Origin of the sequence: Vibrio sp. T11.5 (assembly GCF_027587155.1) — a bacterium.
Lineage (GTDB): Bacteria > Pseudomonadota > Gammaproteobacteria > Enterobacterales > Vibrionaceae > Vibrio > Vibrio neptunius.
Genome location: NZ_JAPPTP010000004.1, coordinates 120717 through 136403 on the forward strand (window position 1 = coordinate 120717; position 15687 = coordinate 136403).

General features: G+C 45.3%; 17 protein-coding genes. 9 read left to right on the forward strand and 8 right to left on the reverse strand.

The genetic code is table 11. The features are described from left to right. The first annotated feature begins 4 nt into the window (after window positions 1-4). The gene (locus OH455_RS06390; RefSeq protein WP_269980773.1) at window positions 5-607 is read left to right on the forward strand and encodes a cytochrome c oxidase assembly protein; all 603 of its coding nucleotides are present in this window, start codon (window positions 5-7) and stop codon (window positions 605-607) included. Beyond that, a complete protein-coding gene (locus OH455_RS06395; RefSeq protein ID WP_269980774.1) occupies window positions 604-1488 on the forward strand; it encodes a cytochrome c oxidase subunit 3 in 885 nt (294 codons plus the stop codon). The genes OH455_RS06390 and OH455_RS06395 overlap by 4 nt, the downstream gene beginning before the upstream one ends. Window positions 1489-1500: 12 nt before the next feature. Here the strand turns inward: OH455_RS06395 and OH455_RS06400 are convergent, their stop codons facing one another. Further along, window positions 1501-1740: a DUF2909 domain-containing protein gene (locus OH455_RS06400; RefSeq protein ID WP_045975938.1), complete on the reverse strand. Its 240-nt coding sequence runs from the start codon at window positions 1738-1740 to the stop codon at window positions 1501-1503. Here OH455_RS06400 and OH455_RS06405 point away from each other — a divergent pair. From OH455_RS06405 to cyoE, 4 genes are read left to right on the forward strand one after another with little or no spacing between them, the layout of a single operon-like run. Further along, window positions 1730-2479, forward strand: a complete 750-nt coding sequence (locus tag OH455_RS06405) for an SURF1 family protein (protein ID WP_269980775.1) — start codon at window positions 1730-1732, stop codon at window positions 2477-2479. The genes OH455_RS06400 and OH455_RS06405 overlap by 11 nt on opposite strands. Then, entirely contained in the window at window positions 2472-3020 is a 549-nt protein-coding gene (locus tag OH455_RS06410; protein WP_206371843.1) for a hypothetical protein, read from the forward strand. The genes OH455_RS06405 and OH455_RS06410 overlap by 8 nt, the downstream gene beginning before the upstream one ends. Window positions 3021-3041: 21 nt before the next feature. Further along, a complete protein-coding gene (locus tag OH455_RS06415) occupies window positions 3042-4076 on the forward strand; it encodes a COX15/CtaA family protein (RefSeq protein ID WP_269980776.1) in 1035 nt (344 codons plus the stop codon). After that, window positions 4073-4969: a heme o synthase gene (gene cyoE, locus OH455_RS06420; protein ID WP_045975942.1), complete on the forward strand. Its 897-nt coding sequence runs from the start codon at window positions 4073-4075 to the stop codon at window positions 4967-4969. Before OH455_RS06415 ends, cyoE begins: the two co-directional genes overlap by 4 nt. 13 nt (window positions 4970-4982) lie before the next feature. Here cyoE and OH455_RS06425 read toward each other — a convergent pair whose 3' ends face one another. The 4 genes from OH455_RS06425 to OH455_RS06440 all read right to left on the reverse strand — a co-directional run bounded on the left by OH455_RS06425 (window position 4983) and on the right by OH455_RS06440 (window position 8318). Beyond that, on the reverse strand, window positions 4983-5879 hold the full coding sequence (locus OH455_RS06425) for an amino acid ABC transporter permease (RefSeq protein ID WP_269980880.1): 897 nt from the start codon (window positions 5877-5879) through the stop codon (window positions 4983-4985). Window positions 5880-5952: 73 nt separating this feature from the next. Further along, window positions 5953-6792: a transporter substrate-binding domain-containing protein gene (locus OH455_RS06430; protein WP_269980777.1), complete on the reverse strand. Its 840-nt coding sequence runs from the start codon at window positions 6790-6792 to the stop codon at window positions 5953-5955. Window positions 6793-6801: 9 nt separating this feature from the next. Beyond that, a complete protein-coding gene (locus OH455_RS06435) occupies window positions 6802-7602 on the reverse strand; it encodes an amino acid ABC transporter permease (protein WP_269980778.1) in 801 nt (266 codons plus the stop codon). Next, the gene (locus OH455_RS06440; RefSeq protein WP_269980779.1) at window positions 7599-8318 is read right to left on the reverse strand and encodes an amino acid ABC transporter ATP-binding protein; all 720 of its coding nucleotides are present in this window, start codon (window positions 8316-8318) and stop codon (window positions 7599-7601) included. Before OH455_RS06440 ends, OH455_RS06435 begins: the two co-directional genes overlap by 4 nt. 306 nt (window positions 8319-8624) lie before the next feature. Here OH455_RS06440 and aroG point away from each other — a divergent pair, with 306 nt between their 5' ends. Together aroG and OH455_RS06450 are read left to right on the forward strand one after the other, a co-directional pair. Continuing rightward, the gene (aroG, locus tag OH455_RS06445) at window positions 8625-9677 is read left to right on the forward strand and encodes a 3-deoxy-7-phosphoheptulonate synthase AroG (protein WP_045975947.1); all 1053 of its coding nucleotides are present in this window, start codon (window positions 8625-8627) and stop codon (window positions 9675-9677) included. A gap of 202 nt (window positions 9678-9879) precedes the next feature. Further along, window positions 9880-10119: a hypothetical protein gene (locus tag OH455_RS06450; protein ID WP_269980780.1), complete on the forward strand. Its 240-nt coding sequence runs from the start codon at window positions 9880-9882 to the stop codon at window positions 10117-10119. 46 nt (window positions 10120-10165) lie between these two features. Here OH455_RS06450 and OH455_RS06455 read toward each other — a convergent pair whose 3' ends face one another. Together OH455_RS06455 and OH455_RS06460 are read right to left on the reverse strand one after the other, a co-directional pair. After that, window positions 10166-12229 carry an alpha-amylase gene (locus OH455_RS06455; RefSeq protein WP_269980781.1) on the reverse strand — a complete coding sequence of 688 codons (2064 nt, stop codon included), beginning with the start codon at window positions 12227-12229 and terminating at the stop codon, window positions 10166-10168. A gap of 124 nt (window positions 12230-12353) precedes the next feature. Next, window positions 12354-12752, reverse strand: a complete 399-nt coding sequence (locus OH455_RS06460; RefSeq protein WP_269980782.1) for a helix-turn-helix domain-containing protein — start codon at window positions 12750-12752, stop codon at window positions 12354-12356. 95 nt (window positions 12753-12847) lie between these two features. On the opposite strand from OH455_RS06460, the gene OH455_RS06465 reads away from it, so the two are divergent. Then, window positions 12848-13756 (forward strand): aldo/keto reductase, encoded by a 909-nt coding sequence (locus tag OH455_RS06465; protein WP_269980783.1) that lies wholly within the window; start codon window positions 12848-12850, stop codon window positions 13754-13756. A 47-nt stretch (window positions 13757-13803) separates the two neighbouring features. Here OH455_RS06465 and OH455_RS06470 read toward each other — a convergent pair whose 3' ends face one another. Continuing rightward, window positions 13804-15393 carry an EAL domain-containing protein gene (locus OH455_RS06470; RefSeq protein WP_269980784.1) on the reverse strand — a complete coding sequence of 530 codons (1590 nt, stop codon included), beginning with the start codon at window positions 15391-15393 and terminating at the stop codon, window positions 13804-13806. Between the last annotated feature and the right edge of the window lie 294 nt (window positions 15394-15687).

The window sequence follows — 15687 nt, forward strand, 5'->3', positions numbered from 1 at the left end:
CGCTATGGATGGACAACAGCAATCCAATAACAAGTTAACCTTAAAGCTGCTGGCAGCAGTGGTGGCGATGTTTGGCTTTGGTTTTGCTCTTGTCCCGTTATATGACGTGATGTGCGAAGCTTTAGGAATCAACGGAAAAACAAATACTGAGTCTGCGCTACAGCCACAGGGTATGGTTCCTGACACATCACGTCTTATTCGAGTTGAGTTTATGGCCCACAGAAATCAGGGTATGCCTTGGTTGTTCGAACCTAAGCAACAGTCAATGGATGTGCATCCTGGAGAAGTGATTCAGACGGCCTACATAGCAAAAAACCAGTCATCCAAGGCAACGATAGGTCAAGCCGTCCCTTCGGTATCACCGGGTATGGGGGCATCATATTTCAATAAAATTGAATGTTTCTGCTTTAATCACCAACCACTGAAAAGTCTGGCGAAAGCCGAGATGCCTTTGATCTTCTACATTGAGCCAGACATCCCAGAGTCGATTCATACGTTAACGCTGTCGTATACCCTCTACGACATTACGGATAAGGTTCCTCAACCCGTTGAAGTAGCACGAATGGAGCCGAGTGGCGATCTCACACAGCAAGGAGCTAAGCCATGAGTTCAAAACATCAATCATATTATGTTCCGGCTCAAAGTAGCTGGCCAATTGTCGGAGCGGTTGCGCTGTTTCTTATCGCGGTTGGTGCAGGGGTCACTGTGCAAAACATGGCCGAAGGCGGCGAAGGCAGTGTCTTCGGTAAGCTGATTCTTCTAGTTGGATTCCTGTTCCTACTCTACATGTTTGCAGGTTGGTTTAGCAACGTGATCACCGAGTCGATGACAGGTAAGTATTCTGAGCAAATTTCTCGCTCCTTCAGGCAAGGAATGAGTTGGTTCATCTTCTCTGAAGTGATGTTCTTTGGTGCCTTTTTTGGGGCACTGTTTTATGCGCGCATGATCTCAGTACCTTGGTTGGGCGGAGCGAGCAATAATGCGATGACTCATGAGGTTCTGTGGCCTGCGTTTGAAGCACTTTGGCCACTGACGACCACCCCCGATGGTGTCACAACGACAGCGATGGGATGGCAGGGAATTCCGCTGATAAACACCCTGATTCTTCTGACTTCCTCTATCACTTTGCATATGGCCCATACGAGTCTTGAGCAGAACAAACGCATGGCGCTGATTGTATGGCTAGAAATTACGATTGTTCTGGCGGGCTTTTTCCTTTATTACCAGGGTGTTGAGTATGCTCATGCTTACCAGGACCTGAATCTTACTCTGCAATCAGGAATATATGGCAACACGTTCTTCTTGTTGACGGGTTTTCATGGCATGCACGTTTTCTTAGGGACAACGTTCCTAATCATACTGCTCGCCCGTGTGGCAAAAGATCATTTTACACCTAAGGATCACTTCGCGTTTCAGGCAGGCAGCTGGTACTGGCATTTTGTCGATGTGGTTTGGCTATGTCTGTTTGTCTTTGTTTATGTACTGTAGGTGTGTTCGCCCTTAGTAAGGGCGCGCATTAGGTTCAATAAGACCTGTAAGAAGGGCGGCGATCAATAACACAACGGCGAGTGCAGAGAGGAACACGCGTCGGCCAAGGTAGTAACTCATGGGCTTATCTTGGCGAGGTTCCTCATCACTTTCGGGCTGAGGTCCTTTCACCATTTCGAGCATCGCTCTTGCGAGGTTTACGATGATAAACAGTAGTAACACTACCAATAGCGACTTGAAGATGAATACCATAAAGTCTTCCTTATCAGCTCAGATGAAGTCGTACTCGTTTTGGGGTGGTCTGTTATTAACTGTGGTTGCCTTTTCTATTTTGGTCAACTTAGGCTTGTGGCAACTATCGAGAGCAGAAGAAAAGCAGCAGATGGAGCGGTTTCTCGATGCAAGAGAGCAGGCCTCTGCCATCGATATTACTCAGCTAAACGTTACCGATACTCGCTATCTTACCGGTATGCGGGTTACCGTTGAACTAAGACCCATCGAAGGAAAATACCTGTTGCTCGATAATCAGACCTATCAAGGTGAAGTTGGATACTTGGCTTATCAGCTTATGGAGTTTGGGGCTGATAGCGCTGTTTTGGTTGAACGCGGGTTTATTGCTTCACATGGCCAAAGAGACAGCTTGCCTAGCGTTGATTGGCTTAACAGCCCACTAAAATCAGAAGCGCGAGTCTACCAGCGTTCTGCGAATCCGCTGAGTGATGAATTGTATATTGAGCCGGGTGTGCCACACCGAATTCAAAATCTCAATCTTGCTGACCTTGAACAATATTGGCAGCACCCGATAGAGCCATACATTTTACAGCCCCGCACGTCAGATTGGCCCTATGAGCAACCTTGGAAACCTGTCCCACTGGGTTCTGCTAAACACACAGGATATGCCTTTCAGTGGTTTAGCATGGCTGTGGCCCTAGTACTGCTGAGTGGTTGGGTTTTTATCAGAGCGTTAAAACAAGGAGGTCAGGATGGCTGATCCAGTTACAAGAGGCAGAATCATTCTGATTGCCTTGGTACTAATGTTTGCTTTGCCCGCAGTTATTGCCAAGACATTTCTCGCCAATCATTGGTATGAGTCTGGCGTAACAAACAAAGGTCAATTGATTGAACCAAAGCAAAGTTATGATGGGCTTGGAATCCGCAACCCTTATGCAAGCGAGCAATGGCAATTGGGGTACTTGATTCCGCAGCAATGTGATGAATTCTGCCAAAAGCAGGTGTACTTGCTGGGTCAAAGCCATTTGGCGTTGGGTAAATATCAGAGCCGTGTCGCGCCTGTGCTGCTTGTCTCTGAGCTCAGCGATATATCGGTACTGGAAAAGGGTGGGTTTGAAGCTATCAAAGTGAATCAAGCCTTCCATCAGGTTGTGTCTGACTTTGAGTACGTTATTGTCGACCCATTGGGCCAATTAGTGATGCGGTATCCCAAAGTGGAATCACAAGACGATCTGGTCCGCCAAAGCAAAGATGTACTGGCGGACTTAAGGAAGCTACTTAAGTTATCAAGAGTAGGGTAACTGCAGGGAAGGAGTTTGGTTATGGGATTGACCAATTTAGTTCGCCTAAGTCTCGTATTGACGTTTATCGTCATCATGCTTGGTGCCTATACCCGACTGGCTGACGCTGGACTGGGATGTCCGGACTGGCCGGGATGTTATGGTCAGTTGACTGTACCTAACAATCAACAAGAAATCGCACTGGCAAAGTCCTTGTATCCAGAGCTCACTATTGAAGCGAATAAAGCTTGGCTGGAAATGATCCACCGTTATTTTGCGGGCACACTGGGTTTATTGGTGTTTGCTATTTCATTTCGAGTGATTAAAGAGAAATCGTTGCCCTATGGCTTACCGCTTGTGATCTCTTTAGTGGTGGTTTTTCAGGCGCTCTTGGGCATGTGGACGGTAACCATGAAGCTGATGCCTCTGGTGGTGATGGGGCACCTTCTTGGTGGGTTTACGCTGTTTTGTTTACTCGCGCTCCTTTATTGGCGTCTACTTGACCACAAGTCTCCCCTTGAAGCAGTGCCTCATGTATCGGGTTGGTTAAAGATTCTTGCGCCTGTCACTTTGTGTTTTGTTGTGATTCAAATAGCTTTAGGCGGCTGGACATCGTCCAATTACGCTGCCCTAATGTGTACAAGTCTACCGGTTTGTGAAGGGAACTGGATTGGGCATCTGGATTTTGACCGCGCTTTTCAATTGATACAACCCAAACAAGAAACCTACGAGTTTGGCACGTTAGATTATGGCGCTAGGATGACCATTCATGTGACGCACAGGTTCGGTGCTGTGCTGGTGGCTCTATTGTCGATTAGTTTACTTTGCGCTTTGCTATGTGCCAGACATCCTAAGCTAACAAGTGCTGCTTTCAAAGTGGGTGTGCTGCTGATTGTACAAATCAGTTTAGGTATTGCTAATGTCTTACTTAGCTTACCGCTTGTGGTGGCGGTTGCGCATAATCTAGTCGCTGCTTTGTTGCTGCTTTCAGTCCTCCATGTCAATTACCTGCTGCGACAGAAAGTCACTGCTAATGCCCATTCCACTGGATTATTACGTAAGGAGAGTTCGCGATGAGTAATTCTATCAGTCACATCTCTGAACAAGACCGATCATTATGGCGAACCTACCTCACTCTGACTAAGCCGAAGGTCGTTGCTTTAATGCTGCTTACGGCTTTGGTCGGTATGTGCTTGGCGGTGCCAGGATCACTGCCTGTGCAACAGTCGATTCTTGGTATGCTGGGGATCGCCTTGATGGCAGGCTCTGCCGCAGCGTTTAACCACCTGATTGACAGACGAATTGATGCGATTATGGCCCGAACGTACAAGCGACCTCTGCCGTCAGGTGAACTCAATGTGCGCAACGTGTTTGCGTTCGCAACTGGAATTGGACTCGCCGGATTTGTGATCTTGTATGGTTGGGTGAATGCGTTGACGGCTTGGCTGACTTTTGCCAGTTTGCTGGGCTATGCGGTGATCTACACCATGTACTTAAAGCGTGCTACCCCACAAAACATCGTCATCGCAGGGATTGCTGGTGCGATGCCGCCTTTACTTGGTTGGACGGCTGTGACAGGAGAAATGCATGCCAATGCTTGGCTGCTTGTGATGATTATCTTTATATGGACGCCCCCGCATTTTTGGGCGTTAGCGATTCATCGCAAAGAGGATTATGCCAAAGCCGATATACCAATGCTACCTGTTACACACGGTGAGGAATACACAAAAACATCCATACTGCTTTACACCGTATTGTTACTTATTGTGTGCCTTTTCCCTGTATTGGTCGGGATGGCGGGAGTTTTCTATCTAGTGTGTGTGACGATACTGTCTACATTGTTTGTCTATCATGCTTGGCAGCTGAAATTTGGTACTGACGAGAAGCAAGCCATCAAAACATTTAAGTTCTCTATCTGGCATTTGATGTTACTGTTTTCAGCGTTATTGGCTGAACACTATTTGATCTGAGGGAAGAGTCTGTTTAGCTATTTGCTTTATGTTTTAATGAATGACGCTCAAGCTTTTTAAACAAAGCGGAGAGCGTCAGACAAAACATTAGGTAAGTAGCGCCTACTATCAACCAAATCTCAAAAATAAGGCCGGAGGAGTTTGCCATCTCTGTGCCAACGAAAGTCATTTCCTGAATAGAAATCAGAGAAACAATCGAGGTATCTTTGACCAGTGAAATGGCTTGCCCGGCAAGTGCAGGAGTAATTGCAGCTAGTACTTGAGGGGCGATCACCAAGCGATACTTAGCCCAAGTCGAAAGCCCCAACGCATCCGCGGCTTCCCATTGTCCTTTTGCTATGCCAGCCAAACCTGAACGCACTATTTCAGCAACATAGGCAGAGGAAAGGATCCCGACACAAAGTACGCCAGACAGTAGGTTCTCCCATAGTGGCTTCGGTCCGAACAACATCGATTGCAACGCGTTCGACTCTCCTGAATACTCTCGTAGAATCCCTTCCAACCCAATAGCTGGAATGAGTTGATTTGAGATAAAAAAGTAGAATATAAACACAAAGACCAGCGGAGGAATATTTCGGATTAACTGGATATACACATTGGCCAGTGAGCGAAATACGGAAATGGAACAATGCCTAGCCACACCAATGAGTGTCCCCAAGGTTAGTGCCAAGAGCATTCCCCAAAGACTGAGCCGTAATGTCGAGATCACACCCTGAATGAAATAGGGCAACGACCCATCAGAGCGTGAAGTAAAGATTAACGTGAATGCTTCGCTCCATCGCCAAGTGTAATTCACTCCGATAGAAGCGCGTTGGTAAAGCCACAAACCAAACACAGCTAAAACAAACAATAAAACTATATCAAGTTTATTAAAGTTCCAGCGGTGTTTATTGGGCTCACTGGCTGTCATCAAATTCGATTTATTCACCTAACGTCCTGCTAATCTTTATTTTTCATCAATCATTCGGGATCTCACAATGTAGTTATTGACCCGTTGCTACTTGTTGTTGCCAGTCCAGTGTCGCAAACCAGTATTCATAACGCTGCTCAAGCCAGCCGTCGTCGGTTCTAGCTTGTATCCACTGGTCGAAGAAGGCCTGTTTGTCGCTTTCACCAAGACGAACAGCGAACGCCTCGTTGCCTTTAGACAGGCGCTCATTAAACGGGATAAACAACTTGTCGGCATTTTTCACGGCTTCATGCTCAGGTTTAGGGCTAGAAGCAATTACAGCATGAGCGTTACCATTGAGGACTTCCTGAAATGCTTGCGCATCATCATCGAACTGAAGAATCTTAGCTTTTGGAAAAGCTTCGCGAGCGACTTGAACTGTGAATGCCCCGCGACGTGCAGCGATTTTAACGCGTCGAGAGTTGAAATCGCTCATTTCAGAAAAGCCTGAAGCCAGTTCTTTATTGGCTGCTACCTGAACGCCGGAGTGTGAATAAGGGGCGGTAAATAAAACGCTCTTGGAGCGCTCGGGAGTCACGCTCATTCCGCCGATAATGACGTCAAATTTTTTCGCCAGCAGCGCTGGAATGATGCCATCCCAAGCAGTAGGTACAAATTCTACTTTCCAGCCAGAATCTGCGGCAAGTCGCTCAGCTACATCGATCTCGAAGCCGATTAAATCCCCTTGCTTGTCGCGCATTGCCCATGGAACAAAGGTCGACATTCCGACGCGTAACGTACCGCGTTCGTTAATCTTATCTAAATTTGGAGTGTCACTGGCGAGTGTAGGGAGTGTAATAGCTAACCCAATTAGTGCTGTGATGGTTTGTTTGAATGCCCTTAACGAGCGAACCTTTTGTCCTAAGTGTTTCATTTGATTTCCTTATTGGTGGGTACGCCATTGGGCGCCAAGTTTGTGTTCTAGCCAAGCGGAGATTGTCGATAGAGAGAGTGTGAGCAAAAGATATATCGCTGCGACGCTAAACCAAATCTCAAATGGCATCGCGGTCTCCGAAACAATATTCCTTCCTTCTGTTGTTAGGTCGAATATGGCCATTACACTGACAATTGACGAGTTCTTAACCAGAGAAACCACCTCATTGGTCAAAGGCGGCAACGTTCTTTGTAGTAACTGTGGGAAGATAACGTCATAATAGGTAGAGAAAGGACTGAGCCCTAGGGATTTAGCCGCCTCAAACTGACCTTTAGAGATGCTGTTCAGGCCTCCACGCAAAATCTCAGCGGTGTAGGCACCTTGGAAAAGCGATAGCGCCAAAATTGCAGTCGCAAATCTATCTAGGCCTATCACTGGCCCAAAGATGAAGTACAACAGATAAATTTGAACCAAAAGCGGCGTATTGCGAATCAGTTCAATATAAGTATTTGCAATGGCTCGACCGACAATCGATTGTGAAAGCTTGAGTAAGGCCGTCAACATACCAATCAGCAGAGTAAGCAAAAGGCTCCACGTTGATATTTTGATGGTGATCCACAAGCCTTCGAGCAGTTCCGCTGGCCACCATTCCCCGTCTTCGTAGAAGGCTAGATAGTCCGGCACTCGGTGCCATTGCCATTGGTAATCTATTGCTTTCGCGCCAGAATCCAGTAGCCACCATAGCCCCAAGCCTAGTAGTATTATTTGAGTGAAGGCGGATAGTACGGGCTTAAAAATTCGGCTGATCATTGGTGACTCAGAATCTGATCCAGAAATTGTTGTGTTCTTGGATGTTGAGGCGCACTGAACAACTGCTTTGGGGGGGCCATTTCTAGTATTTCTCCTTGATCCATAAATATCACTCGATCGGCAACTTTCCGAGCAAAGCCCATTTCATGCGTCACACACACCATTGTTATGCCATCAGAGGCTAGGTCAGTCATGACTTGCAAAACCTCTTGAATGGTCTCTGGATCCAAAGCAGAGGTCGGCTCGTCAAACAACAAAATTTCGGGCTTCATGCACAAAGAGCGCGCAATGGCGACACGTTGCTTCTGTCCTCCAGACAGTTGTACTGGGTACTTGTGTGCTTGTTCCGAGATATTGACACGCTTAAGAAAATGCATGGCAGTATCGATGGCTTGCTGTTTCGATTGCTTTAATGTGCGCATTGGCGCCAATGTCAGGTTATCTAATACGGTTAAATGGGGAAAAAGATTAAAATGCTGAAAAACCATACCGACTTTCCCCGGCGATACAGCGGATATAGGCTGGCCGAATATCTGAATATGGCCTGTTGAGATAGTTTCCAATCCATTGATAGTTCTAATTAAGGTTGACTTACCTGACCCTGAAGGACCACAAACGACCAACTTTTCTCCTTTTTTCACTGAGAGACTAATATTCTTTAGTGCTTGAAAATGGCCGTACCACTTGTTGATGTGTGTAAAATCGATGGCGTTCATGCCGATTCTTTATTTGCGTTTATTTATATTAACACCTTAACAATATCAAAGGGATATTGCATCTCACGTGCTTCAAATAGAGCTTGAAAGCCTGATATTGCTCACTTTAAATCGTATGTAATTTAAAGTTTACATCAAGTGTAAAATGTAAAAATAGAAGAAATATTGCCTTTTGTTAAAAAAAGTGGTTGCAAGCATCGTTTTTGATAGATAAGTTACAGGGAAGACGAAAAACAAAACAGAGCATTTATGCACCACTGATTTTTGGTGCGGTGTTCAAGCCAAGATAAATAGGAAGACGTAGCAATGTTCCAGACTGATGATGTACGAATTAGCAAAGTAAAAGAATTATTACCGCCAGTAGCTGTTTTAGAGAAGTTTCCGGCGACTGAAACTGCGTCTTCAACGACTTTTCGCTCTCGTGAAGCAATCTCTAAAATTTTAAATGGCGATGATGACCGACTTCTGGTTATCGTTGGTCCTTGTTCTATTCACGATCCGGAAGCGGCAATTGAATACGGTAAGCGATTGAAAGTACTGCGTGATGAGCTGGGCGACCGTCTAGAAGTCGTGATGCGAGTTTACTTTGAGAAGCCACGTACAACAGTGGGCTGGAAAGGTTTGATAAATGACCCGTACTTGAACGACACGTTTAAGATCAATGATGGCCTGCGCATGGGTCGTAAGTTGCTGCTGGATCTCACTGATCTTGGCTTACCAACGGCGAGTGAATTCCTTGATATGATCACTCCCCAGTACGTTGCAGACTTAATCAGTTGGGGTGCTATTGGCGCACGTACGACTGAATCTCAGGTACACCGTGAGCTGGCTTCAGGTATTTCTTGCCCAGTTGGTTTTAAAAATGGTACGGATGGCAACATCAAAATTGCATCGGATGCAATTCGCAGTGCGAGTGCTTCTCACCACTTCTTATCAGTCACTAAGTACGGTCACTCAGCAATCGTTGAAACTGCTGGTAACCCAGACTGTCACATCATCCTACGTGGTGGTAAAGAGCCTAACTACAGCGCTGAACATGTGGGTGCGATTAAATCTGAACTTGAAGCATCAGGTCTGCCTCAGAAGGTGATGATCGACTTTAGCCATGCGAACAGCTCGAAGCAGTACCAGCGCCAGATGTTGGTTTCGGAAGATGTAGCTGGTCAAATTTCTGCAGGTGAAGAGGCTATTTTTGGTGTAATGATTGAGTCGCATCTTGTTGAAGGCCGTCAAGATCTTGTTGATGGTCAAGCGCCAACTTATGGTCAGTCTATCACTGATGCGTGTATTGGTTGGGAAGACACTGAAAAGGTTCTTCGTCAGTTAGCCGATGCGGTAGAAGCGCGTCGTAACAAATAAACTATTTCTTATTGGTAAGAAAAGCTCCCAAGTCGGGAGCTTTTTTCGTTTTAGGGGTTTAATTGAACACTGTTTAATATATTATGGCAATCAAACTTATCGACCCCAATGACTCATGAAGCGAACGACAAAGATTATCTGGACTGTCATACTATGCTTGGTTTTATTCCCATGCGCTCATGCGGCCCAAAGCGAAAGTGATTTGTTTATTTACACCCTGCCCAAGTACGATGACTCGCGCAATGAGATGAACCAAGACCCGATTGATGTAAAGGTCGATCGTACATCACCTCCACCTGCTTTGAAGCTAGATTATGAGGTCCCTTGCGATCTCAAGTGTGGCATCGGTCATACAGGACTATTCTTACTTTATATTGCGGCGGAAGGACAGAAAGATCAGCAATACCGGTATTCATTAATGAACCCAAACTACGAACCTTAATCTGACTAATTTGAACAAAAGCTCTCGGTAGAGAGCCCTTGTATATTCATTTACCAACGAAACCTACGACAACCGTGTCGTCTTCCAAACTTCGAGAGAAAACATAGGTTGAATTGTTGCCAATTTCTTTGTGTACACCAGCTCCTATTGCAGGATGGGATTGACGGAACTTACCTAACGTTTTCCAGTGCTTGAGAAGCTGTTGGCGCTCTTTGCTTAGCTTCCACAACATGTCAGAGCGAGTGCCTTGATGGAAGTCATCAGCATAGGGGCCCAAACCACGCCCCACTTCATCACCGTAGTAAACCTGCACGGCTCCGGGGCTAAGTAATAAAGCGTTAGCGGCGTTACGCTGCATCTCAAATGAGTTGAAGCGACTGAAAAACAGTTCTGTGTCGTGTGAAGACATGTAGCTGACAGGGGTAAAGTCTGGTGTTTCTTGCATTGAATCAGCGTAGTTTTGATAGGTCTCCTGCATTTGGCTCAGGCAAGCGGCACCTTTGTCGAGTTTCTTCTGCATATCAAAGTTGATTAGTGCGTCGAAACCTTGGTTAGCATAAGGAGAGCGATAGGCAGAATGTCCCCATACTTCTCCTAGCATCCAGAAAGGCTGTCCGGTCTGATTATTGTTGGTACGCCATTGCTCAAGACTGTTTGTTGCCTCGCTTTTCAACCGTTTCCACACATCTCCTTCAACGTGTTTAACGGTATCAACTCGAAACCCATCAATACCAAATCGCTTGACCCAGTCGGTTTGCCACTCGATGAGGTAGTCAGATACGGTGTAGCTTTCGCGTGCTTGAACGCGGGTTCCCGGGTTGTCGAGTAACCATTTTGGTGGTGTTACAGGCTGCTTAGACTCGGTTAAAAAATCAGGTAAGCCAGCCAGTGTTTTGGTGATGTCGTTTGAGCCGGGTTTGCTGTAGCCTGGCAACCCTGCTCGGACCCAGTCTTTACCCCACCACTGGTGCCAGTTTGAACTTGTGTAATCAACAAAATCATTAAAACTATGCCAGTTCTGTCCTGATTTCGGCGCCCAGTCTTGCCATTTATCAGGCATGTTTTGGGTGTTAACAACGTTTATATTGTCGAATTGTAAGTCTGCTAGTGTCGAGTAACCAGAATGGTTTACAACGGCATCCAGAAAGATACGCATACCGCGCTTATGAGCCTGTGTGACCAACTGTTTTAGATCTTCTTCATTACCAAAGTTTTGGTCAATTTTAGTGAAATCACGAGTCCAGTAGCCATGGTAGCTGTAGAATGGAAAACTGCCTTTCTCTCCACCACCGACAAAGCCATGAACTTGCTCTACGATAGGAGAAAGCCAGATCACGTCAGTGCCAAGGCTCTGAATATAATCGAGCTTTTCAGTTAGTCCTTTGAGATCCCCTCCATGAAAAGTGCCTACCTCTTGTTTGCCATCTTTCTTTCGACCATAGCTGTGGTCATTGGATGTATCTCCGTTGTTGAATCGATCTACCATCGCGAAATAGATATTGGCGTTTCGATAATTAAATTGCGCAGAGGAAGCGCTGGTGTCGGCCTGTTCAAGTAGAACAAGTCCACCACTACTTGGAGAGGGGGTTAGTCTGACTTGGTTGTTTTGTACGGTAACGAGTTGATTTGAAAATACCTCCCTGAGTTGAGTACCTTCACTGAAGGTATCACCTAAAGAAAGTGTCACTTCTCCACCTTTGTATTGCTCGCAGACTACATCGGGGATAGGGCGGGTAAACTTTTTGGCTGCAATTTTCTTGGCTTCCCGAGCGATTGTTATTGTGTGTTGAGTATCATCGTAGGCAAAGGAGTAATCACCTCTGAAGCGGATCTTAACCGATAATTCGGTAGCGCTATTGCAATTGAGGCTGAGTGGTTTACGGAACTTCACTGTCGGTTCTGTCACCGACGGGCATGTCCCATCGATCCCCGATATATTAACTTGATAGGTTTCTTTTTTAAGTGGTAGAACCAATGGATCCGATGTGCTTAAAGGGAAGTCCCGACTTGTGGTTGTGGTTGAAATGGTAAGAGTCGGCGTGGCTAAGCTTGATAAGCTGATTAGGGCAGTCAGCACAGTAAGAGAGAGATGTGTTGGCTTCACGTTCATTCCTTGATTGTTTTTTCAACAAGGCTAAGCCGATTTCTTCAAGCTGACATCATTCCCTTAATCTACGCCCTAAAGTTTGCTCAACATCACAGTAGTCATCCTTTGTATTATGCAAATGACAGTTTCAGCATTGTGCCTTTATCTGCAGATTTAAAAATTGCACCATGGCAGATTCATCTAAGTAGCCATCGGCTTTTTTATGGCCTCGCAGATATTGATAGCCTGCAATGACATGGCGGTGTTGTTCATGGTCTTTGGGCTCAAAACCATGAACGTATCGATAGGCTACTACATAGGCATCCATGTCGACCACTTCCGCTTGTCTATATAGGTACCCGCAGCCAGTGGCCAGCCATTCAAGTGAACAGTTGGCTTTCATGGCTATTTGGTTTGCTTTCGACAAACTAGGTTCACTGCCGTTGAGATATTTGCGAATAAGGGCCTCTGAAAGTTCGACTCGGCGGGCAAAGCCAGAAACTGACTCTTCACCAATCAATTGTTTTAGCCGTTCGGAGAAACTCAATTTTTCGTACTCTGGTTCGAATTTGTTGTCAGTATACGTTGAGCATTGAATTAAACAAGAATACTGTAAAGGCAGTTTTTATTAGGAGGTAAGTGATGGTGTCTAAAGTCACAATTGCGCCGCAAGGCCCAGAGTTTTCTCAACTGGTTCAGGGTTACTGGCGTCTTGCAGAATGGGGTATGACGCCTCAGCAACGATTGTCTTTTCTCAAGCAACACATTGAGTTAGGTATTACCACGGTCGACCACGCCGATATCTACGGCAATTACGAATGTGAATCGCTATTCGGTGAAGCGTTGAAGCTAGATCCTTCCGTTCGCGATGAGCTCCAGATTGTCACTAAGTGTGATATTAAGCTCTGTACCGACAAATTTCCTCAACGCAAGGTCAATCATTATGACACCAGTGCGGGGCATATTTATGAATCTGTGAACAATTCGCTTGAACGCCTGAACATAGATCAGATCGATGTGCTGCTTATCCACAGACCAGATGTACTGATGGATGCGGATGAAGTGGCTGATGCGTTTAGTGAATTACATAAAGTTGGCAAAGTGAAGCACTTTGGCGTGTCTAACTTCACTCCAAGTCAGTTTGATCTTCTACAGTCACGCGTGGCGAAACCGCTCGTTACTAACCAGATTGAAATCAATCCACTGAATTTTGAGGTTGCCCATGATGGTACATTAGATCAGCTTCAAATGAAGCGCGTGCGACCAATGGCATGGTCTTGTCTCGGTGGAGGGAGCATTTTTACTGGTGCAACCGAGCAGGCGCAACGTGTTCGTGATGAGCTAGAAGCAATCCGATGTGAAGTCGGTGCGCAGAGTATCGATCAAATCATCTACGCATGGGTAAATCGACTACCAGCGCGACCTCTGCCTATTATTGGTTCAGGAAAAATTGAACGCGTGAAAAGCGCTTTTGAAGCGATGGACATTGAGCTTACTCGTGAACAGTGGTATCGGGTTTGGGTCGCCTCCAAAGGTCATGGTGTGGCATAACCATGACCTTTGGAAAGACAAAAGGAGCGAGTGCTGCTGGCTCCTTTTTAGTAACAGACATAAGAATGGGCAAAGCGTACGCTAAACGGAGTGACAGTGTATTCAACAAGTGCCTCAGGCTTTATTGGTCTTGAATAGTAAAAGCCTTGGATGTAACGGACACCAAGTTCGTTTAATTGGCTGATTTGAAGTTCGTTTTCTACTCCCTCAGCAATAATTTTCATGTTGAGCTCTTTTGCTAAGTTCACCATCGATTGGATTACGGGTTTGATTTGGGTGTCTTCGCCTAAGCTATTAATGAAAACTCTATCTATTTTCATCACATTAAACTTGTGCTGTCTTATCAAATTCAACCCAGAGTATCCGGTACCAAAATCATCGACTGCAACTTCGAATCCGAGCTGGCTTATTTGTTGCAGGGAACTGAGTGCGCCCTTTAGTTGCTCTGCAGGGAAATCGAGGTTTTCCGTGACTTCTAGCAGAATGTGCGACACAAAAGCCGGTTTTTCTTTCGCATAAGACTTGAGAAAGGCCATAAAGTCGGGTTTGAGTAACGATGTGCGGCTTAGGTTAATACTAATATAATGATTGCCTAGGCTAGGGCCATTTTGTGATAAAAACTCTGTTACTGATTGAAAGGTGTGACGAGTTAAGTCATCAATAAGATCCAATTTCTCTGCTAAGGGAATAAATATTTCCGGAGAAATGCTGCCCTTCAATGGATGTTCCCAACGCAGTAAGGCTTCACTACCGACGACGTTACGTGTTTCGATATCCACAATAGGTTGTAAGTACAGTTCGATTTGACGTTCGCTAATGGCCTTACTCAGGCAGAACTCAATCGAATGTTTAACAAGAGTGTGATGCCGAAGCAGGATATAAATCAGTGACAGGCCGAAAGCGAATAACACGATCAGCCAAATATTTTGTTGGTAGTGATAAAGATAGGCGGCGCTATCAAGTTGGATTTTGACAGACAACGGATAGAGTTGTGATGAAAAGTTAAACGGAGTCGTCATATATTCAGAAATCTGATGTTGCCCTTGAATACTTCGATTGAGGACTTGAATCTGATACCCGTAATGTTGCTTATCTAACAGAAAGGACGTTTGCTGAAGAAACTGGACAGGTGGCAATAGGGCGTTTATGCCTGTTCCGTCATTGGAAGAGACATAAATGAAAAATGAATTGAGTTTGCTCTTAGATTTGGTCAGAGAAATGGTGATGTTATTTGATGATTCTGAAATTCGTTGCAACACCGAAGAAAATAGACGAATACGAGTTCGTCCTTCGTTACTGGTGCAGTAGACATTGGACCCGTTATACAAACCAATTTCTTTAATCATATCAGAATGAAACATATGAGCGCGAAGGGCGAGCTTATCTGCTTCGCTACATAAAGTGGTTACATTTTGCTTTAGGACAATTAAATCGCTAGCGACTCGGTCGATATAGTTCTCCAGCGTGGTCACGGAGTGTTTTCCGTCGAGGATTGCTTGTTCTCGCGTTTGGTGATAGTTCCAAATCAAGGATACGATAAAGACCGCACCGAATAGGCCTGCGATGGGAAACAAATTGGGTAAGTGTGCGAAAACTTCTCTTCCATTGGCCAAGTATCGCTGAATTTTGTAATTCATAGAGACATCAATGTCCGTATAGTATTTTATTTACTTGAAGAGTTATCTATCAAAGGCTGTGTTTTTCAAAGCCCTATTTTGAGGTTTAAGGTAATTTTCACTCAAATTTCTCACTTGTGAGAAATTTGAGTGTGGTTTTGAGTTAATTGTTGAATATCATGCAGTTAGCCAAGGCTAAGTGGTGTGTGATTCGGACTATACTTACTCTAATAACGAACATTGGCCCTAATGCGGTAATAAGCACTGGAATCACGTACAAATTTTGATATTTTTGTCGCCAATACGCTCGTTAAA